We start from the raw sequence: 21889 nt of genomic DNA on the forward strand, positions 1-21889 counted from the left end.
GACAGGGGAGCGGGGCTACGCGGCCGGGCCGGCCACGTACCCTTCGGCGACGTCCATCAGGTACGTCCCGTAACTGGAGCTCTTCAGCTCGCGGCCGAGTTCATGGCACTGCTCGGGGCCGATGAACCCCATCCGCAGCGCGATCTCCTCGATACAGGAGATACGCACGCCCTGCCGCTGCTCCAGGAGCTGCACGTACTGCCCGGCCTGGAGGAGCGAGCTGTGCGTGCCCATGTCCAGCCACGCGAAGCCCCGTCCGAGTTCGGTCACCCGGGCCCTGCCCTGCTCCAGATACACCTTGTTGACGTCGGTGATCTCCAGCTCGCCCCGGGCGGACGGGGTCAGTCGCCGGGCGATGTCCACGACGCCGTTGTCGTAGAAGTACAGGCCCGTCACCGCGAGATGGGAGCGGGGCTTCTCCGGCTTCTCCTCCAGGGACACCAACAGGCCTTCGGCGTCGATCTCGGCCACGCCGTAGCGCCGGGGGTCCTTCACGGGGTAGCCGAACAGCTCGCAGCCGTCCAGCCGTGCCCCGCTGGTGGCCAGCACGGAGGAGAACCCCGGACCGTGGAAGACGTTGTCACCCAGGATGAGTGCCACCGGGCTGTCACCGATGTGCTCCTCACCGATGAGGAACGCCTCGGCGATGCCCCGGGGCTCCTCCTGCTCGGCGTAGTCGACGCTGATCCCGATACGGCTGCCGTCGCCCAGCAGCGAACGGAACATCTCCAGATGTGCCTTCGAGGTGATGATCTGAATGTCCCTGATCCCCGCCAGCATGAGCACGGAGAGCGGGTAGTAGATCATGGGCTTGTCATAGACGGGCAGCAGCTGTTTCGACAATGCCCCGGTCAGGGGGCGCAGCCGGGTTCCACTGCCGCCGGCCAGGATGATGCCTTTCATGGGCCGCCGGTTCGCAGGAAGCTTCATCATGGAATCGGTCGCCCGGTCAGGAACGCGTCACCTGAACGGGCAGATGACGGGCCGTGAGTTGATCCGCGTCGTAGAACTCCACCCGCTCGTGGTCGATGTGGCAGTCGGTGAACTCGTCCAGGGCGAGGTCCAGGAACACCCTGGCCTCCTGCCGGGCGAGAAACGCTCCGAGACAGTGGTGGATACCGTGTCCGAACGCCATGTGCTTATTGACCGTACGGCGGATGTCGAAGCGGTCCGGGTCGGGGAACTGCACGGAATCACGATTGGCCGAAGCACTCCAGGCGACCACCATCTGATTCGCCTTCATGGGCTGCCCGAGGATCTCCGTGTCCTCCTTCAGCAGCCGGAAGATATTGTTGAACGGGCTGCGGTAGCGCAGGGTCTCCTCGATCGCCCCCGGAATCAGGGAACGGTCGGCACGCAATTCGGCCAGCGCCTGCGGATTCTCGTCGAGGACCAGGAACAGGTTTCCGAGGAGCGTCGCACTCGAAATGTGGCCCGCGGTCAGCAGCAGCGCCACGATGTTCACGATCTGCTCGTCCGTCAGCCGCTGTCCCTCGGCCTCCGCTTCGATGAGCGCGCTCATCAAGTCGTCGGCCGGCGCCGCGCGTTTCTTCGCGATCTGCGCGTAGAGGTAGTCCGACCATTCGCTGATGGCCGGGCCCATCGTCTCCGCGAAGTCGTCCGGAAGATTGGGGTATTCCAGCCCCTCGTTGTTGAGGATGACGTCCACCCACTCCCGGAACAGGTCCCGGTCCTCGGCGGGAATGCCCAGCAGTTCGGCGATGACGATCACCGGCAGCGGATAGGCGAGGTCCGTCACCACGTCCAGCCGGTCCCTGTCCCGCAGATCCGCCAGCAACTGGCGGTTGATCTCCGTGACGCGGGACTCCAGCCGCGCGATACGGCGCGGTGTGAACGCCTGCGAGACCAGTTTGCGCAACGGCCCGTGCCGTGGCGGGTCGATGCCGCCGAAGGTACCCGGCCCCATGAGGAGAGCCAGCTCCGCAGGTACGGGGAAGACCGGCGAGAAGTCCGAGGAGAACAACTGCGGGTTGGTGGAGACGGTGAGGTAGTCCTCGTAGCGGAAGACCTGCCACGCCTGGCGGGACTCGTCCCAGAACACCGGCGCCTCCGCTCGGCACCGGGCGAACCATGCCAGCAGTTGGCGCGCGTCGGCGTCCGACGGCTGGGCGAGCGGATGGAGGGCCGGATCCGTACCCGAATCAGCTGCGGTGTCGCTGGTCTGCGTCGTCATCTCGACTCTCTCGTGGGGGCGGGATCTCTCGGCTGGGGCCGGAGGGCGACAACAATCCGGAAGGCGACGCCACGGAACGAAGCGTGGAGGGACCCAGCAGTCGACGTAGGGAATTCGTGAGAGCGGTCCGGCCATAGCCGTAGCCGGGGCCATGCCATTGTTGTGGCGAAGGCTCGTCGCACAATTTCGAGCCATGTCAATGGGGCCAATGCCGTACCGATGTCGTGCAACGCCAAGAAAGCTAGATGGCTGCCTTCTCCGTCCGCAAGACGGGACCTGACATAGTGCCCGAGGGCGCTCAACTCCCGTACTGATGACACGTTCGGGGTGGGTGAGCGACCTGACACAGTTCCCGGACAAATATCGAGTCGCCGTCCCAACCGGAGGTTGGCTGGCGGAGTTGACGATCAGCTCGGTGCCCCGGAACTCGGCCCCTCCCGCCCTGCTTCGTTCGGACACCGGCCCATCGCGCCACTCGCTATGGCCTTGGCTACGGAGACTTGATGAACGCGGAATTCGGTGTGAATGGCAACGGCGACATCGGTGGCAACGGCGGCATCGGTGGCAGCGGCGACACCGATGAAAACGGTGGCATCGGTGAAAGCGGTGGCATCGGTCAGCAGGGCGGCTCCGGACCAGGCCCCGGCACTGACGCCGCCATCGCGGTCATCGGCATGTCCTGCCGCCTCCCCGGTGCCGAGACCGTGGACGAGTTCTGGGAACTTCTGCGGGCCGGCCGCAACCAGGTCACGCGTCGGCCGGACGGCACATGGCGGGCCGCACTCGCGGAACACGGCCGTTTCGACGCCGAGTTCTTCGGCATGTCCCCGCGCGAGGCGGGCGAGACCGATCCTCAGCACCGCCTCATGCTCGAACTCGGATGGGAGGCTCTGGAGAACTCCGGCGTCGCCCCCGACCGGCTTGCCGGCACCGACACCGGTGTCTTCGTCGGCATCGCCTCCGACGACTACGCGACCCTCGTGCACCGCGCCGGCACGGAAGCGGGCGGCCACACGGCCACCGGCCTGCATCGCGCGCTCGCACCCAACCGCCTGTCCTACTTCATGGGCCTGCGAGGCCCGAGCATCGCGGTCGACTCGGCCCAGTCGTCGTCCCTCGTGGCCGTGCACCTCGCCTGCGAGAGCCTGCGACGCGGGGAGAGCACCCTCGCCGTCGCCGGCGGTGTGCACCTGGTCCTGGCCGATGACAGCACCACCGCCATGGAGATGATGGGCGCCCTCTCCCCGGACGGGCAGTGCCACACCTTCGACGCCCGAGCCAACGGATACGTGAGGGGCGAGGGTGGCGCCGCCCTCGTTCTGAAGCCCCTGCACAAGGCCATCGCGGACGGGGACCGTGTGCACTGCGTCATCAAGGGCGGCGCGGTCAACAACGACGGCGGCGGCGACGGCCTGACCACCCCGCACCGTGAGGCGCAGGAAGCGCTGCTCCGCGCGGCATACGTACAGGCCGGCATCCCCCCGGAGGCCGTCCGGTACGTCGAACTGCACGGTACGGGCACGAGGGTGGGCGACCCGGTCGAGGCCGCCGCCCTGGGCACGGTCCTGGGCACCGCCCGCGCCGGAGCAGGAGCCTCCCCCCTCTCGGTGGGCTCCGCCAAGACCAACGTGGGTCATCTGGAAGGCGCGGCCGGCATCGTCGGTCTGCTGAAGGCCGCGCTGTGCGTACGCGAGGGAGTGCTGCCGCCCAGCCTCAACTACCGGGTACCGAACCCGGACATCCCGATGGAGCAGCTGCACATGGGTGTGCAGACCGCCTTGGAGCCGTGGACCGAGGAAATGGGCATGCGGCGCGTCGCGGGGGTGTCGGCGTTCGGTATGGGCGGGACCAATGCGCATGTGGTGGTGGAGGAGGCTCCGGTCCCGGCTTCGGCTTCGGCTTCGGCTGTGGAGGTGGAGTGCGAGTCGCGGTTGGCTGGTGTGCCGGTGCCGGTGCCGGTGCCGGTGCCGGTGGTGGTGTCGGGTGTGTCGGCGGGTGCCTTGGACGCGGGGTTGGGGCGTCTGGCGTCACGTGTGCTCGGGGACGGCGGGCTGGGTGTTGGTGAGGTGGGGTGGTCGGCGGCGCAGCGTTCGGTGTTCGCTCACCGGGCTGTGGTGGTGGCATCCGAGCGTGAGGGCCTGCTGGAGGGTTTGAGGTCGCCGGTGGTCTCCGGTGTGGCTGGTCCGGTGGGCCGCACGGTGTTGGTGTTTCCGGGGCAGGGGACGCAGTGGGCGGGCATGGGCGCGGCGCTGTTGGAGTCGTCTCCGGTGTTCGCTGACCGCATGGCCGAGTGTGCTGCGGCTTTGGCGCCTTTTGTGGACTGGGATCTGCTGGAAGTAGTGCGCTCCGGGCGTGGTCTGGAGCGCGTGGACGTGGTGCAGCCGGTGACGTGGGCGGTGATGGTGTCGCTCGCGGAGCTGTGGGCCTCGGCGGGAGTAACACCGGATGCGGTCGTCGGCCATTCACAGGGTGAGATTGCCGCTGCGGTCGTCGCCGGCGCGCTGTCGTTGCAGGACGGTGCGCGGGTGGTGGCGTTGCGGTCGCAGGTGATCGGCCGGGTACTGGCCGGTGCAGGCGGTATGGCCTCGATCGCGCTCCCCGCGGAAACCGTGGAGGAGCGTCTCGTCGGCTGGGCAGGTCGTTTGGGTGTCGCGGCGGTCAACGGCCCAGCCATCACCGTGGTGTCGGGTGAGGCGGAGGCGGTCGGCGAGTTCGTCGCACAGTGCGAGAGGGAGGGGGTGCGGGCACGTCGTATCCCGGTTGACTACGCCTCCCACTCCGCCCAAGTAGAAGCCATCAAGGACGAGTTGGCGGACCTGCTGGCCCCGGTAGTCGCCCGCGAGCCGTCGGTTCCGTTCTATTCCACTGTCGATCCAGGCCGGCCGGTGGTCACGGACGGGTCTTACTGGTACCGCAATCTGCGTCAGCCCGTCCGGTTCGCAGACACCATCGAGGCGCTCTTGTCGGACGGGTTCGGTGCGTTCATCGAGTCCAGCGCCCACCCGGTCCTGACGATCGGTATCCAGGAACTGGCCGACCGGGCGGGCCGCGAGGAAACCGTCGTGGTCGGCAGCCTGCGCCGCGACGAAGGCGGCCTGCACCGCTGGTGGACCTCAGCGGCCGAAGCGTTCGTGCGTGGCGTGGCCGTCGACTGGAAGGCCGTCTACACCGCGCAAAACATCACCGCGGCCCGCGTCGACCTGCCCACTTACCCCTTCCAACGCCAGCACTACTGGTTCGATATCGCGGAGGACACAGCGAGCGCGGTGCCGGAGGGGCCTCGCGCGTCGGACACCTCTCTGCGCCGCGAGCTCGACGGGCTGAGCGAGGGAGAGCGGGAAAGGCTCCTGCTCGCTGCCATTCGGACCCACGCGGTTGCTGCTCTCGGCAGGGGGACGGCGGACGACATCGTCGCCGAACGCACCTTCAAGGAGCAGGGCTTCGAGTCGCTCACAAGTGTTGAACTGCGCAATCGGCTGAACGCGGCCACGGGCCTTCGGCTGCCCAGCTCCATGGCCTACGACCACCCGACCCCGCTGTCCCTGGCCCGCCATATCCAGGCCCAGCTCAACGGTGGGAGCGGAACGACCTTCACACAGCAACCCGTTCGTCCCGTCACGGCGGCCACCGACGCCGAGCCGATTGCGATTGTGGGTATGGGGTGCCGTTTCCCGGGTGGGGTGGCGTCGGCGGAGGACTTGTGGGACTTGGTGGTGGCGGGGACGGATGCGGTGTCGCCGTTCCCGGTGGATCGTGGGTGGGATGTTGCGGGACTGTACGACCCCGATCCGGGTGCGGTGGGCAAGACGTACGCGCGTGAGGGTGGGTTCTTGCATGGGGCGGGGGAGTTTGACGCGGGGTTTTTTGGTATTTCGCCGCGTGAGGCGGTGGCGATGGATCCGCAGCAGCGGTTGTTGTTGGAGACGTCGTGGGAGGCGTTGGAGGACGCGGGGATCGACCCCCACAGCCTGCGCGGATCACAGACCGGCGTCTACGTCGGAGCCATGTCGCAGGAATACGGGCCCCGTCTCTATGAGCAGGCCACTGGCCACGAGGGCTACCTGCTGACGGGTAATACGGCGAGTGTGGCGTCGGGTCGGATTTCGTATGTGTTGGGGCTTGAGGGTCCTGCGGTGTCGGTGGATACGGCGTGTTCGTCGTCGTTGGTGGCGTTGCATCTGGCGGTGCAGGCGTTGCGGCGGGGTGAGTGCGACCTCGCCCTGGCCGGTGGTGTGACGGTGATGGCGTCGCCGGGGATGTTTGTTGAGTTTTCGCGGCAGCGTGGGTTGTCGGTGGATGGGCGGTGCAAGGCGTTCTCGGATGCGGCTGACGGGACGGGCTGGGCCGAGGGTGTGGGGTTGTTGGTGGTGGAGCGGTTGTCCGATGCGCTCCGTGGTGGGCATCGGGTGTTGGGGGTGGTGCGGGGTTCGGCGGTGAATCAGGACGGTGCGTCGAATGGGTTGACGGCGCCGCATGGTCCGTCGCAGGAGCGGGTGATTCGTGGGGCGTTGGGGGATGCTCGGGTCTCTGCTGCCGAGGTGGATGTGGTGGAGGCGCACGGCACCGGCACGCGGTTGGGGGATCCGATCGAGGCGCAGGCATTGCTGGCGGTCTACGGGCAGGACCGGCCGGTGGAGCGGCCGTTGTGGTTGGGGTCGTTGAAGTCGAACATCGGTCATGCGCAGGCTGCGGCGGGTGTCGCGGGTGTGATCAAGATGGTGATGGCGATGCGGCACGGTGTGCTGCCCAAGTCCCTGCATGCGGAAGTGCCGTCGTCGCAGGTGGACTGGTCGTCCGGTGGGGTGGAAGTGCTGTCGGATGCGCGGGAGTGGCCGGCGGTGGAGCGTGCGCGTCGGGCAGGTGTGTCCGCGTTCGGTGTCAGTGGGACGAACGCGCATGTGGTGCTGGAGCAGGCTCCGGATCTGGCGGTTGAGTCTGAGCCGCAGTTGGCAGCAGGGCCCGTGCCGGTGGTGGTGTCGGGCGCGTCGGCAGGTGCGTTGGATGCAGGGCTGGAGCGCTTGGCGTCCCGTCTGGCCGGGGACGGCGGGCTGGATGTTCCTGAGGTGGGGTGGTCGGCGGCGCAGCGTTCGGTGTTCGCTCATCGGGCTGTGGTGGTGGCGTCTGACCGTGAGGGCCTGCTGGAGGGTTTGAGGTCGCCGGTCGTCTCCGGGGTGGCTGGGCCGGTCGGGCGCACGGTGCTGGTGTTCCCGGGGCAGGGGACGCAGTGGGCGGGCATGGGCGCTGCTTTGCTGGAGTCGTCGCCCGTGTTTGCTGCCCGGATGGCGGAGTGCGCGGAGGCGCTGGGCCCGTTTGTGGAGTGGGATCTGCTGGAAGTCGTGCGCTCCGGCGATGGTCTGGAGCGGGTGGATGTGGTGCAGCCGGTCACATGGGCGGTGATGGTGTCACTGGCTCAGGTGTGGGCCTCGGCGGGCGTGGTGCCTGATGCGGTGGTCGGCCATTCGCAGGGTGAGATTGCCGCTGCGGTCGTGGCAGGTGCGTTGTCGCTGGGTGATGGTGCGCGGGTGGTGGCGTTGCGGTCGCAGGTGATCGGCCGGGTGCTGGCTGGTGCCGGCGGCATGGCCTCGGTGGCACTCTCCGTGGAGGCGGTGGAGGAACGTCTGGCTGGCTGGGCGGGCCGTTTGGGTGTGGCGGCGGTCAACGGGCCTGCCATCACCGTGGTGTCGGGTGAGGCGGATGCGGTCGGTGAGTTCGTCGCGCAGTGCGAGAGGGAGGGGTTGCGGGCGCGTCGTATCCCGGTCGACTACGCCTCCCACTCCGCCCAAGTGGAGGCCATCGAGGACGAGTTGGCGGATCTGCTGGCCCCGGTGGTGGCCCGGGAGCCGCACACGCCGTTCTACTCCACTGTCGAGCCGGGCCGTGAGGCGCGCACAGACGGGGCCTACTGGTACCGGAATCTGCGTCAGCCGGTCCGGTTCGCCGACACCATCGAGGCGCTGTTGTCGGACGGGTTCGGTGCGTTCATCGAGTCCAGCGCCCACCCGGTCCTGACCATCGGTATCCAGGAACTGGCCGACCAGGCGGGCCGCGAGGACACCGTCGTGGTCGGCAGCCTGCGCCGCGACGAAGGCGGCCTGCACCGCTGGTGGACCTCAGCAGCGGAGGCATTCGTACGGGGCGTGGCCGTCGACTGGAAGGCCGCCTACACCACGCACAACCTCACCGCAGCCCGCATCGACCTGCCCACTTACCCCTTCCAACGCCAGCACTACTGGCTGGAGTCGAGCCCTCGGAGTCTGGACCACGGCCTGCGTGACGCCGAGTCTGCTGGCGGTGAGGCGTGGCGGTACCGGGTGGTCTGGAAGGGGCTCTCGGCAGACAGGAACCCCGAGCTGTCAGGGCGTTGGCTGCTGGTCGTTCCGGAGGGTGTCGACTCGGACTTGGCCGGCGACATCAGCGACGCAATCACCCACCAGGGCGCCACCGTCGAAGGCATATCCGTGCCGCTGAGTGCCGACCGCGCCCACTTCGCGGAGCTGCTCACGGGACGGCGTACGGACGGCGAGGCACCGCCTGTCGAGGGAGTGCTGTCACTACTCGGGCTATCGCACTCGCCTTCCTCCGTGGCGGCGTCCGTCTCCCTTGTCCAGGCAGTGAAGGACGTGGGTCTGGGCGGCCGGGTATGGGCCCTGACCCAGGGGGCTGTAGCTGCCTTGCCGGGTGAAGTTCCCGACGACGCGGGCGCCCGGCTCTGGGGGTTCGGCCGAGTTGCGGCCCTTGAACTCCCCGAGGTCTGGGGCGGCTTGATCGATCTGCCCTCGACTTCGACGGACCGGCGCCTCCTGGGCCGTATGGCCGCTGTTCTCGGAGGGGCCGCGAACGCCGACGGCACCGAGGACGAGATGGCGATCCGGAACGCAGGGGCGTACGGGCGTCGGGTCGTACGCGCTCAGGGCTCGACCCGCACGCGTTGGCGGCCGCGTGGGACGGTGTTGGTGACCGGTGGCACGGGTGCGCTCGGTGGTCATGTGGCGCGGTGGCTGGCCGTGAGCGGTGCGGAGCATGTGGTGCTCACCAGCCGGCGTGGGCAGGAAGCGCCGGGTGTGGCCGAGTTGGTGGCGGAGTTGGGCGGTCTCGGAGCCCGGGTCACTGTCGCGGCGTGCGATGTGGCCGACCGTGAGGCGCTGGCCGGGCTGCTGGAGGAGCACCCGCCCACCGCCGTCTTCCACACCGCGGGCGTACTCGACGATGGAGTGATCGACGGTCTGTCGGCCGAGAGCCTCGCTGTCGCCAGCCGTCCCAAGGCGGATGCCGCCGAGTTGCTGCACGAGCTGACCGCTGACCGGGACTTGGACGCCTTCGTGCTGTTCTCCTCGATCGCGGGCGTGTGGGGCAACGGAGGTCAGGCCGCCTACGCCGCCGCCAACGCCGCCCTTGACGCGCTGGCCGAGCGCCGCCGTGCCGACGGACGGCACGGTACGTCGATCGCCTGGGGCCTGTGGGCCGGCGGTGGAATGGCGGAGGGAACTGGCGAGGAGGGCCTCGTCCGGCGCGGTATCGACGCCATGGACCCCGTACACGCCATCGAAGCCCTGCAGCAGGCCCTGGACAGGGACGACACCTGTGTGACCGTCGCCGCCGTCGACTGGGAGCGGTTCGCGCCGAACACCGAAGCGGTACGGCCGACCCCTCTCTTCTCGACAGTGCGGGAGGCGCGCGAGGCGCTGGACGCGGCCCTCCGGAAACGCGCGACCCAACCCGGCGCAGCCGGACTGGCTGAGCTCCTGGACGGCCGCACCGAGGCAGAGCGCCTCCACCGGCTCGTCGAGTTGATCCGGAGCGAGGCCGCGGCGGTACTGCGGCACAGCACCACGGACGCCATCGGTGCGGGTCGGGCCTTCAAGGAGGTCGGCTTCGACTCGCTCACCGCGCTGGAGCTGCGAAACCGCGTCAACGCCACCACCGGGTTGTCCCTTCCCACAACCATCGCCTTCGACTACCCGAGCCCCTCGGCCCTCGCCGGGTTCATCCTCTCCAGGTTCGCGGGCGACGGGGAATCAAAGCCGGCCGGGCGCCTCCCCGAGGTGTTCGAGGCCGCCAAGGACGACGAACTGATCGCGATCGTCGGCATGGCCTGCCGGTTCCCGGGCGACGTCGACACGCCCGAAGCGCTGTGGGAACTGGTGCTGGGTGAGCGGGACGTCATCGGAGCACCCCCCACGGACCGTGGCTGGGACTTCGACGCGATCTACTCCCCGGAGCCCGGCACACCTGGCAAGACGTACGCCCGTGAGGGTGGGTTTTTGCATGGGGCGGGGGAGTTCGATGCGGGGTTTTTTGGGATTTCGCCGCGTGAGGCGGTGGCGATGGATCCGCAGCAGCGGTTGTTGTTGGAGACGTCGTGGGAGGCGTTGGAAGGCGCTGGGATCGATCCCCACAGCCTGCGCGGCAGCCGCACCGGCGTCTACGCGGGGCTCACACACCAGGAGTACGCAGCCCGACTGCACGAGGCTTCCGAGGAACACGAGGGCTACCTGCTGACCGGTAAGTCGGCGAGCGTGGCGTCGGGTCGAATCTCGTACGTGTTGGGGCTTGAGGGTCCTGCGGTGTCGGTGGATACGGCGTGTTCGTCGTCGTTGGTGGCGTTGCATCTGGCGGTGCAGGCGCTGCGGCGCGGCGAGTGCGACCTCGCCCTGGCCGGTGGCGCCACCGTGATGGCCGCTCCTGGTCTGTTTGTTGAGTTTTCGCGGCAGCGTGGGTTGTCGGTGGATGGGCGGTGCAAGGCGTTCTCGGATGCGGCTGATGGGACGGGCTGGGCCGAGGGTGTGGGGTTGTTGGTGGTGGAGCGGTTGTCCGATGCGCGGCGTCGCGGGCATCGGGTGTTGGGGGTGGTGCGGGGTTCGGCGGTGAATCAGGACGGTGCGAGCAACGGTTTGACGGCGCCGCATGGTCCGTCGCAGGAGCGGGTGATTCGTGGGGCGTTGGCGGACGCTCGGGTCTCTGCTGCCGAGGTGGATGTGGTAGAGGCGCACGGCACCGGGACGCGGTTGGGGGATCCGATCGAGGCGCACGCCTTGCTCGCCGTGTACGGGCAGGACCGGCCGGTGGAGCGGCCGTTGTGGCTGGGGTCGTTGAAGTCGAATATCGGTCATGCGCAGGCTGCGGCGGGTGTCGCGGGCGTGATCAAGATGGTGATGGCGATGCAGCACGGGGTGCTGCCGAAATCTCTGCACGCCGAGGTGCCGTCGTCGCGAGTGGACTGGTCGTCCGGTGGGGTGGAGGTGCTGTCGCAGGCTCGGGCGTGGCCGGCGGTGGACCGTGCGCGTCGGGCTGGGGTGTCCGCGTTCGGTGTCAGTGGGACGAACGCGCATGTGGTGCTGGAGCAGGCGCCGTTGGACGATCCGGAGGCGCTGACCGACTCCGCCGTGAATCCGGTTCCGGCACGCTCCGATGATCCGGTGCCGGTGGTGATGTCGGGCGCGTCGGCGAGCGCGTTGGATGCAGGGCTGGAGCGTCTGGCGTCACGTGTGCTCGGGGACGACGGGCTGGATGTTCCTGAGGTGGGGTGGTCGGCTGCGCAGCGGTCGGTGTTCGCTCACCGGGCTGTGGTGGTGGCGTCCGCCCGTGACGGGTTGTTGGAGGGTTTGAGGTCGCCGGTGGTCTCCGGTGTGGCTGGTCCGGTGGGTCGCACGGTGTTGGTGTTTCCGGGTCAGGGGACGCAGTGGGCGGGTATGGGCGCGGCGCTGTTGGAGTCGTCTCCGGTGTTCGCTGCCCGCATGGCTGAGTGTGCTGCGGCTTTGGGCCTGTTTGTGGACTGGGATCTGCTGGAGGTGGTGCGCTCCGGGGATGGTCTGGAACGGGTGGATGTGGTGCAGCCGGTGACGTGGGCGGTGATGGTGTCACTCGCGGAGCTGTGGGCTTCGGCGGGAGTCTCACCGGATGCGGTCGTCGGCCATTCGCAGGGCGAGATCGCGGCGGCGGTTGTCGCGGGTGCGCTGTCGCTGGGTGATGGTGCGCGGGTGGTGGCGTTGCGGTCGCAGGTGATCGGCCGGGTACTGGCCGGTGCAGGCGGTATGGCCTCGATCGCGCTCCCCGCGGAAACCGTGGAGGAGCGTCTCGTCGGCTGGGCAGGTCGTTTGGGTGTCGCGGCGGTCAACGGCCCTGCCATCACCGTGGTCTCCGGCGAGGCGGATGCAGTAGGCGAGTTCGTCGCGCAGTGCGAGAGGGAGGGGGTGCGGGCACGTCGTATCCCGGTCGACTACGCCTCCCACTCCGCCCAAGTGGAGGCCATCAAGGACGAGTTGGCGGATCTGCTGGCCCCGGTGGTGGCCCGGGAGCCGCACACGCCGTTCTATTCCACCGTGGAGCCGGGCCGTGAGGCGCGCACGGACGGTGGCTACTGGTACCGGAATCTGCGTCAGCCGGTCCGGTTCGCCGACACCATCGAGGCGCTCTTGTCGGACGGGTTCGGTGTGTTCATCGAGTCCAGCGCCCACCCGGTCCTGACCATCGGTATCCAGGAACTGGCCGATGCGGCGGGCCGTGAGGACACCGTCGTGGTCGGCAGCCTGCGCCGCGACGAAGGAGGCCTGCACCGCTGGTGGACCTCGGCCGCCGAAGCATTCGTACGGGGCGTGGCCGTCGACTGGAAGGCCGCCTACACCGCGCACAAGCTCACCGCGGCCCGCATCGACCTGCCCACCTACCCCTTCCAACGCCGGCACTACTGGGCCGAGACCTCTCCCGCCGGTGTCGGTGAAGTCGCGGCCGCACGGTTCGGCATGACTTGGCAGGAGCATCCTCTTGTCGGCGGTGCCCTTCGGCTGGCCGACTCCGGTGAGTTGCTGCTCGCGGGTCGGCTCTCGCTCGCAGCGCACGCGTGGATGACCGACCACGCGGTTCTGGGCACCGCACTGCTGCCGGGCACCGCCTTTGTCGAACTCGCCCTGCACGCCGCCTCGGTAGCCGGATGCGCTGCGGTCGAGGAGCTGGAGGTGCGGGCTCCGCTGGTCCTGCCGGAGCGCGGCGGGGTGCACATCCAGGTGCGCGTCGGGGATGCCGACGACTCGGGCCGGCGACACCTCTCCGTATACGCGCGGCCGGACGACCATCCGGCTGCCGCCGGTGTCGGTGGCCTCGGCGCGGACACGGACGACGTCCCCTGGACGCGGCACGCGGTCGGTGTGCTCAACCCGGTGGGCCCGCCGAAGCCGCAACCCGCTCACGTGGCATGGGGCAGCGCGGCATGGCCGCCCGCGGACGCCGTGGAGGTGGAGCCGGCGGTGCTGTACGACCGGTTCTCGGCACTCGGGTACGAGTACGGCGACGTGTTCGCCGGTATGGAGGCGGTGTGGCGCCGCGAGGGGGAGATCTTCGCGGAGGTGCGGCTCCCCGCTCGCGTGGCTGCCGACGCTTCCCACTACGCAGTGCATCCCGCGCTTCTGGACGCCGCGCTTCAGCCGTGGATCGCGGGCGGTCTGTTCGACGTACCTGCGGACAGCATGCTGTTGCCGTTCGCCTGGCGTGGTGTCGCCGTCCACTCGTCGGGTGCTGACACCGTGCGAGTCCGGTTGGCTCTGGACGACGACGGAGCGCTGTCGTGCCAGGCCGTGGATCTCACGGGCGATCCGGTCTTCTCCCTCGAAGCGCTGGCCATGCGTCCCATCGAACGTGCCCGGCTGGCCGCCCTCCTGGGGAGCTCCGCGGCTGCGGCTCCCCTCTACGAGGTCGTCTGGCGCGCCAGCGAGCCGTCCGGCGGCGCGCCGGGCCGCTGGGCGCTGATCGGGAGCGACGACCGTTTCGGTCCGGCTGGGGTCTCCGGGCAGGTGGCGGGCGCTGGTGGAGGTGCGGAGTTCACCGCGTATCCGGGCCTGGATGACCTCCGCCGGGCGCTCGACGCAGGCGGTCCCTCACCGGAGACGGTTGTGGTCTCCTTCGGGCAGGCAACCGGAGCGCGGGCGCGGCAGCCCCTCGCCGAAGGGCTTCGGGAGGCGCTGTACGAGGGGCTGGCGTTCGTCCAGGAGTGGCTCGCCGACGCGCGGTTCGCGGACGTACGACTCGTCGTACTGACCGAGCACGCGGTTGCGGTCGGTGCGGACGAGGACGTGACGGACCTGCCCGGCTCGGGCCTGTGGGGGCTGCTGCGTTCGGCACAGTCCGAGCATCCCGGGCGCTTCGGACTCGTCGACATGGACGCGGACGTGGCTTCGGTGGCGTCGGTCCCGACCGCCCTGAGCATGATCTCCGAGGGGCCGCCCCAGCTGGCGGTCCGTGGGGGCGCGATGTACGTGCCGTCACTCGCGCGTGTGCACACGCCGGACGGCCTGGCCGGCGAGCCCGGCGTGGCGGCCGACGGTCCTCGCCTCGGTGACGGCACCGTGCTGGTCACCGGGGCCACGGGCACGCTGGGCAGGCTGCTCGCACGGCATCTGGTGGAGCGTCACGGCGTACGTCATCTGCTCCTGCTGAGCCGCAGCGGTCCTGGCGCACCGGGCGCGCGCGAGTTGTTGGCGGAGTTGCGTGAGCGGGGCGCCGAGCCGGAACTCGTCGCCTGCGACGCGGCTGACCGCGGCGCGCTGCTCTCGGCGCTCTCGGGCATACCACCCACGCGTCCGCTCACCGGCGTGGTGCACGCGGCCGGCGTTCTCGACGACGGTGCGGTCACGGCGCTCGACCCGGGGCGAATCGATGCCGTACTGCGTTCCAAGGCCGACGCCGCGATCCACCTGCACGAACTCACAGCGGACCGGCAGTTGGCCGTGTTCGCGCTGTTCTCCGGGGCGGCGGGTCTCCTCGGCCGGCCGGGACAGGGAAACTACGCCGCTGCGAACACGTTCGTCGACGCGTTGGCGCACCATCGTCGCGCCTCCGGACTGCCCGCGTTGTCCCTCGCGTGGGGCCTGTGGGGTGAGGCCAGCGGGATGACGGAGCACCTCGCCGAGCGCGATCTGCGGCGCATGAGGCGCTCGGGCATCGCACCGATGACGAACGAGCAGGGGCTCGCGCTCTTCGACCGCGCCCTCGCGCTGGCGCCGGACCACGCCCTGCTCGTACCGATGAGGCTGGATTCGGCCGCGCTGGGCAGGGAGTGGGCCGCGAGCGGTCCTGACGCCGTTCCCATACTGCTGCGGGCACTGGTACCGGCGACCGTGGTGCGGCGAACGGACAGGCATGGGCCGACGGCGCGGAACGAGGTGTCGGCCACCGAAGTCGGCGGTGCCTCGTCGGCCCTCCCGCCTCGGGAACTGGCCGAGCGGCTGGCGGCCCTGGCCGAACCGGCTCGTGGTCGTGAACTGCTCACTCTGGTCAGAACCCAGGTGGCGAAGGTCCTCGGCTCCTCCGGTCCCGACGCGGTGGAACCCGCACGCCCCTTCCGGGAGAGCGGGTTCGACTCGCTCATGTCCGTGGAACTGCGGAACCGGCTGAACACCGTCACCGGACTGCGGTTCCCCGCGACCGTCGTGTTCGACCACCCGACGCCCCAGGCCGTCGCGGAGCACATCGGCGCGGAACTGGGCCTCGACGCGGGGCCCGAGGACGCGGGTGCCGCCGTTCTGACGAGCCTGGAGGCCCTGCTGACCGCCGTGGCCGGCATGGACGCGGACGACAGCAGGCGAGACGTGGTCCGTATGCATCTGCAGGAGGCGCTCACGGCGGTCGGTGCCACCGGCGCGGCTCCGGCGGGGTCGGCCGGTGGGTCTGCCGAAGACCCTGCCGGTTCCCGGGCCGCGGTCGAGGAACGGCTCAACTCCGTCAGCGATGACGACCTCTTCGCCTTCATCGAGGAGCAACTGTGAACAGCGACGGCCGACGCGAAGAGCCCCGGAAGACCGATGCCCGGAAGACCGATGCCCCGGACACCGACGCTCGGAAGACCGACGCCAGGAATCCCGGCAGCCGGAACGTCGGCTCTCGCGCCGCCGACGCCGCCGCCTCGACTCGGGACCCCGCAGCGCGGGAATCCAAGGCGCGGGAGTACCTCAAGCGGCTCACCACCGAGTTGCTGGCCACCCGCGAGCGGCTCCAGGCGCTGGAGGACGGCGCCCGTGAACCCATCGCCATCGTGTCGATGAGCTGTCGGCTCCCCGGCGGCGTGACGAGCCCCGAGGATCTGTGGCGCCTTCTTGAGACAGGCACGGATGCCGTGTCCGGCCTGCCCGAGGACCGCGGCTGGGACCTGGACGCGCTTTACGATCCCGACCCGGACTCCCGGGGTACGAGCTACGCCCGTGAAGGGGGATTCCTCGACAACCACGCCGATTTCGACCCCGAGTTCTTCGGCATCTCGCCGCGCGAGGCCCTCGCCATGGACCCGCAGCAACGCCTGCTGCTGGAGACGTCATGGGAGGCTCTCGAACGTGCCGGGATCGACCCGACGACCGTACGGGGCAGCCGCACCGGCGTGTACGCGGGCGTGATGTACGACGACTACGGCGCACGCCTGATCCATCAGCCACGGTCCGGTGCTCCTGCCGACCTTGAGGGCTATCTGGTCAACGGCAGTGCGGGAAGCGTCGCTTCGGGCCGCGTCTCTTACACCCTCGGACTGCGGGGACCGGCTGTAACGATCGACACGGCTTGCTCGTCGTCGCTGGTCGCCCTGCATCTTGCCGCGCAGGCGCTTCGGCTGGGGGAGTGCGACCTCGCGCTGGCGGGCGGGGCGACCGTGCTGTCGACACCGACGATGTTCATCGACTTCTCCCGGCAGCGCGGGCTGGCCGAGGACGGGCGCTGCAAGGCCTTCGCCGACGCCGCCGACGGTACGGGGTTCGGTGAGGGCGCAGGGATGGTGCTGTTGCAGCGACTCTCCGACGCCCGGCGCGAGGGCCGGCCGGTACTGGCCGTCATCCGGGGCTCGGCGGTCAACCAGGACGGTGCCGGCAACGGCCTGACCGCGCCGAACGGCCTGGCGCAACAGCGGGTCGTCCGTGACGCGCTCAGCAACGCCGGCTTGCGTCCAGACCAGGTCGACGTGGTCGAGGCGCACGGTACGGGGACCCGGCTGGGCGACCCGATCGAGGCACAGGCCCTGCTGTCCGCCTACGGCCGGGGGAGGCCTGCCGACCGGCCGCTGTGGCTCGGTTCGCTGAAGTCCAACATCGGACACACGCAGGCGGCGGCCGGTGTCGCGGGCATCATCAAAACGGTGCTCGCCATGGGGCAGGGTGTGCTGCCGAAGACACTGCATGTGGATGCGCCGTCGTCGCATGTGGACTGGTCGGCGGGTGCGGTTCGGCTGCTGACCGACCGCAGGCCCTGGCCCCGGCGGGCCGACGGCGAGCCGCTGCGGGCTGGTGTCTCGTCCTTCGGGGCGAGCGGTACCAACGCGCACGTGATCCTGGAGAGTGCTCCGGAGCAGGAGCAGGAGCAGGAACCGGTTCCGGATCCGGCGGCGGCTCCAGAACCGCAGACCGTCTCCTCCGGCACGACGCCCGTGCTCTGGACGCTCTCGGGCCGGGACAGCGATGCGCTGCGGGACCAGGCCGGCCGACTGCACACCCACCTCAGCGGTCTGTCGGCGGCTCCGGCCGCTCTGGCGAGTGTCCTTGCCCACCGCAGGACCGCCTTCCGTCACCGTGCCGTCGTCCTCGGCGACGATCGCGAGACCCTTCTGGACGGGCTGCGGAACCTCGCAGAGGGAGAGGAAGGGCCCGACGCGCGCCTCGTCACCGGCGTGGCGTCCGGGGACCGCCGGGTGGCGTTCCTCTTCTCCGGCCAGGGCAGTCAGCGTTCTGGCGCGGGGCGGGAGCTCTACGCCCGTTTCCCCGTCTTCGCCCGGGCGATGGACGAGATCTGGGCCGAGATGGACCGCCACCTCGAACGGCCGCTGAGAACCGTGATGTTCGGCGAAACGGAGTCGGAGGCGGAGTCGGGGCCGGCTCTCAACTCGGCCGGAGCCGGAGCCGGAGCCGGAGCCGTGATCGGGTCTGGGCCCGCGACTGGGACCGGGACTGGGCCCGCGATCGGGGAAGCCGGTTTGCTCGACCGCACGGACTACACCCAGCCCGCGCTCTTCGCCCTGGAGGTCGCCCTCTTCCGGCTGCTGACCGAGGAATGGGGCATACGGCCGGACGCCGTCATGGGGCACTCCGTCGGCGAGATCACCGCCGCCCATGTCGCCGGAGTGCTCGACCTCGCCGACGCGTGCGCCCTGGTCACCGCACGCGGCCGGCTGATGCAGGGGTTGCCCCAAGGGGGCGCGATGGCAGCAATCGCGGCGAGCGAGGCGGAGATGACACCCTGCCTGGTGGGCCGGGAGACGGAGGTCGCGCTCGCGGCCGTCAACGGCCCGGCTTCGGTCGTCGTCGCGGGCGACGAGCAGGCCGTACTGGAACTCGTGGAGCTGTGGCGATCACGGGGCCGGGACACCAAGCGGCTCACTGTCAGTCATGCGTTCCACTCGCCGCACATGGACGGCATGCTGACACAGTTCGAACGAGTTGCTCGCGCATTGCACTACCGGCGACCGACGCTTCCTTTCATGTCGAACCTGACCTTGGAGAACGGCACCGCCGCTGACCCGTGCACCCCGGACCACTGGGTCCGCCATGTGCGTCAGCCGGTACGGTTCCTCGACGGCGTGCGTGCTCTGCGCGCCGACGGTATCGACGCGTTCCTGGAGCTGGGTCCCGACGCGGTGCTCACGGCCATGGCGCGCTCATGCCTGGACGAGGACACACCACAGGCCGCCTCCCGCACTCCGCTCACGATTCCGGTGTTGCGGCGGGGCCACGGCGAGCGGGACACCGTGACCCGCGCGGTGGCCGAGGCGTATGTCCACGGGGTGCCCGTCACCCTCGCCGACCGCCCCGTCGGTGCCGTCGACCGGCTGGCGGCGGGCCTGCCCACCTATCCCTTTCAGCGGCGGCGTTACTGGCTGGACGCTCCGACAGCCTTCGACCCGAACGCCATGGGGCTCGACGAGAGTCCGCATCCGCTGCTGTCGGCCTGCCTGGTCCTGCCCGAGGAGCAGGGCATTGTCTGGACGGGGCAGCTGTCCACCTCCCGCCTCCCGTGGCTCGCCGAGCACACGGTGGGGGGTCAGGTGGTCGTACCCGGAACCGCTCTCCTGGAGCTGGCGCAGTACGCCGCCGACGCCGTTGCTCCTGCGGACAACACCGTCACGGAACTGACCTTCGAGACCCCGCTGGTGCTGCCGCCGGGCGCGGAAGTACGCCTGCGGGTCGTGCTCGGAGCCCCGGACGAGCACGGCAGCCGCACCCTTCGGATCCACTCGGACCAAGCCCGCTCGGACGCGCCGGGAGGAAGCCGGTGGATCCGCCATGCCTCCGGCACCCTGGGCCCGGGTGAACGGCATTCCGAGAACCCCGGACTCGACGGGGCCTGGCCACCGGAAGATGCCGCGCCGCTCGACATCACGACCGAGTACGAGCGCTTCGCCGAGGCCGGGATCGGTTACGGTCCTGCCTTCCGCGGTCTGTCCGCCGCCTGGCGGCGCGGCGCCGAGGTGTTCGCCGAAGTGCGGTTGCCCAGCGCGTACGCCGACGAAGCCGGTCGCTACGCCGTCCACCCCGCGCTCCTGGACGCCGCACTCCACGCCATCGCGTCCGGCCTCGGCCTGGAACACGGACTCCTGCCCTTCTCCTGGAACGGCGCCAGGTTGCACGGCCGGGGTGCCGACATCCTGCGCGTACGCATCGCACCCACCGCCGCAGGACCGGAGACCGTCACGATCACGGCCGTCGACCCCCAGGGACGCCTGGTCCTCACCGTGGACGCGCTCGCCCTGCGCCGTACCGACGCCGGCCGGCTCGCCGCGGCCGGAGCCGCACACCTGCCACTCCACCGGCTGCGGTGGACCACCTCGCTCGGCACGGTGCCGGCGGCCCAGGCTCGCCACGAGGACACCCGCGTCCGCTGGGCCGACACCACCGACGAGGACCTCTTCACCAAGGCGGCCGAGGAGAGCGGCCGGGACGGATTCCACCTCGTCGTCGACCTCGGTCCGGCGCCGGGCTCGCACCCCGGACCGGACGCGGCACGCGACATGGCCCTGCGGGCGCTCACCCTCGTCCAGCGATGGGTCACCGACGAGCGCCACGGCGATGCGCGGCTCACCTTCGTCACCCGCCGAGCCGTGGACACGGGGGACGGCCGCATCGATCCCGGCGCCGCGACCGCATGGGGGCTGCTGCGTTCCGCACAAGCCGAACACCCGGGCCGTATCGCCTTGGTGGACATCGACGAAGCACCCGCCTCGCGGCGGGCCTTGACCGGCGCCGCCGCGCTCGGCGGCCAACTGGCCGTCCGCGAAGGTGTCCTGCTCCACCCCGCCCTCGTGCGCGCCGACCCGGCTACGAGCGCGCCGGCCTGGCCCGAGGAAGGCACCGTCCTCATCACCGGCGGCACCGGCAGCCTGGGTGCCATGGCGGCGAAGCACCTTGCGGCCACCCACGGCGTACGGAACCTGCTCCTGCTCAGCAGGCGCGGAGCCGAGACACCAGGCGCCGGGCAACTCATGGCCGAGCTGGCCGAACTGGGAGCCCATGCCGATGTCGTGGCCTGCGACACAGCAGACCGCGATGCCCTGCTCGCCGTACTCGACAGCATCCCCGCCGACCGGCCGCTGACCGCCGTCGTCCACACCGCCGGAGTCCTGGACGACGGCATCGTCACCGCGCAGAACGCCGAGCGCCTGGACAGGGTGCTGCGCCCCAAGGCCGACGCGGCCTGGAACCTCCACGAACTGACCCTGGAGACGCCACTCTCCGCCTTCGTGCTCTACTCCTCCGCCGCCGCGACCCTCGGCAGCGCGGGCCAATCCGGGTACGCGGCGGCCAACGCGTACCTCGACGCGCTCGCCGTATGGCGCAGGGCCGAAGGGCTGGCGGCGGTGTCCCTGGCCTGGGGACCGTGGGACAGCGGCATGGCCGAGACACTCAACTCCGTGGACAGCGCCCGGCTACGGCGTATCGGGATCGCCCCGCTGCTCCCTGCCGAGGGCCTCGCCGCCCTCGACGCCGCGGTCGGCGGCGACACAGCGATGATCCTGCCCATGCGGGTCGACCCGACAGCTCTCGGCGACCGCAGCGCCCGAGACCGGATACCCGAAGTGCTGCGCTCCCTCGCCGCACCTGCGCGTGCCACGGCCCTGACGAGCGGGACGAACGCGGCGAACGGCGTGAACGAGCCCGACCCGCGCCTCCAGGACACCCCCACGCTCGCCGAACGCCTGGCCGGGACATCGCGCTCCGAACGGACGGCCGTACTGGCCGACGTCCTACGGACCGACATCGCCGCCGTACTGGGACACGGGGACACAGCTGCGATCGTCTTCGACCGCAGCTTCCGGGAACTCGGCTTCGACTCGCTGTCGGCTGTCGAACTGCGCAACCGGCTCACCGCCGCAACAGGGCTGCGCCTGCCGGCCACCGTGGTGTTCGACCATCCGACCCCACAGGCGCTCGCTGCCCACCTGGTCCGCGAGATGCCCGGTTCGGAGACCGCCGTACTCGACACCCTCGACCGGCTCCACGACCAACTCGACGACGCACTCGGGGCCGCCGCCGACGATGACCTGCGGACCCGAGTCACCCGGCGACTCGAATCGCTGCTCGCGACGCTCACGGAAAACGAGCAGCCGGGTCTCGCAGATTCCGGCCCTGCCGCTGCCGCTGAGGCCGTAGGCGATCGCCTACGGACGGCGTCCGACGACGAGTTGTTCGCCCTGCTCGACAACGGCTTTCGCCAGGATCGACCTCGGCAGTGACCACCCGG

General features: G+C 70.1%; 4 protein-coding genes. 2 read left to right on the forward strand and 2 right to left on the reverse strand.

Annotated elements, in window-relative coordinates:
• Positions 1-15 precede the first annotated feature (15 nt).
• Positions 16-903, reverse strand: coding sequence for a glucose-1-phosphate thymidylyltransferase RfbA (rfbA, locus tag ACN20J_RS48560; RefSeq protein ID WP_189842307.1), 888 nt, complete (start codon positions 901-903; stop codon positions 16-18).
• A gap of 46 nt (positions 904-949) precedes the next feature.
• The gene (locus ACN20J_RS48565) at positions 950-2194 is read right to left on the reverse strand and encodes a cytochrome P450 (RefSeq protein ID WP_419668642.1); all 1245 of its coding nucleotides are present in this window, start codon (positions 2192-2194) and stop codon (positions 950-952) included.
• Between the two features lie 503 nt (positions 2195-2697).
• Between ACN20J_RS48565 and ACN20J_RS48570 the strand changes: the two genes are divergently transcribed.
• Both ACN20J_RS48570 and ACN20J_RS48575 read left to right on the forward strand, forming a co-directional pair.
• Positions 2698-15948 (forward strand): SDR family NAD(P)-dependent oxidoreductase, encoded by a 13251-nt coding sequence (locus ACN20J_RS48570; protein WP_419668643.1) that lies wholly within the window; start codon positions 2698-2700, stop codon positions 15946-15948.
• Entirely contained in the window at positions 15945-21881 is a 5937-nt protein-coding gene (locus ACN20J_RS48575; protein WP_419668644.1) for an SDR family NAD(P)-dependent oxidoreductase, read from the forward strand. The genes ACN20J_RS48570 and ACN20J_RS48575 overlap by 4 nt, the downstream gene beginning before the upstream one ends.
• The last annotated feature ends 8 nt before the right edge of the window (positions 21882-21889 follow it).

Origin of the sequence: Streptomyces sp. 2-1 (assembly GCF_048564895.1) — a bacterium.
GTDB lineage: Bacteria > Actinomycetota > Actinomycetes > Streptomycetales > Streptomycetaceae > Streptomyces > Streptomyces phaeochromogenes.

Bases quoted from the DNA above. Each gene is read 5' to 3' on its own strand.
- ACN20J_RS48570 (WP_419668643.1), top strand. From the start codon at position 2,698: ATGAACGCGGAATTCGGTGTGAATGGCAACGGCGACATCGGTGGCAAC.
- ACN20J_RS48565 (WP_419668642.1), bottom strand. From the start codon at position 2,194: ATGACGACGCAGACCAGCGACACCGCAGCTGATTCGGGTACGGATCCG.
- rfbA (WP_189842307.1), bottom strand. From the start codon at position 903: ATGAAAGGCATCATCCTGGCCGGCGGCAGTGGAACCCGGCTGCGCCCC.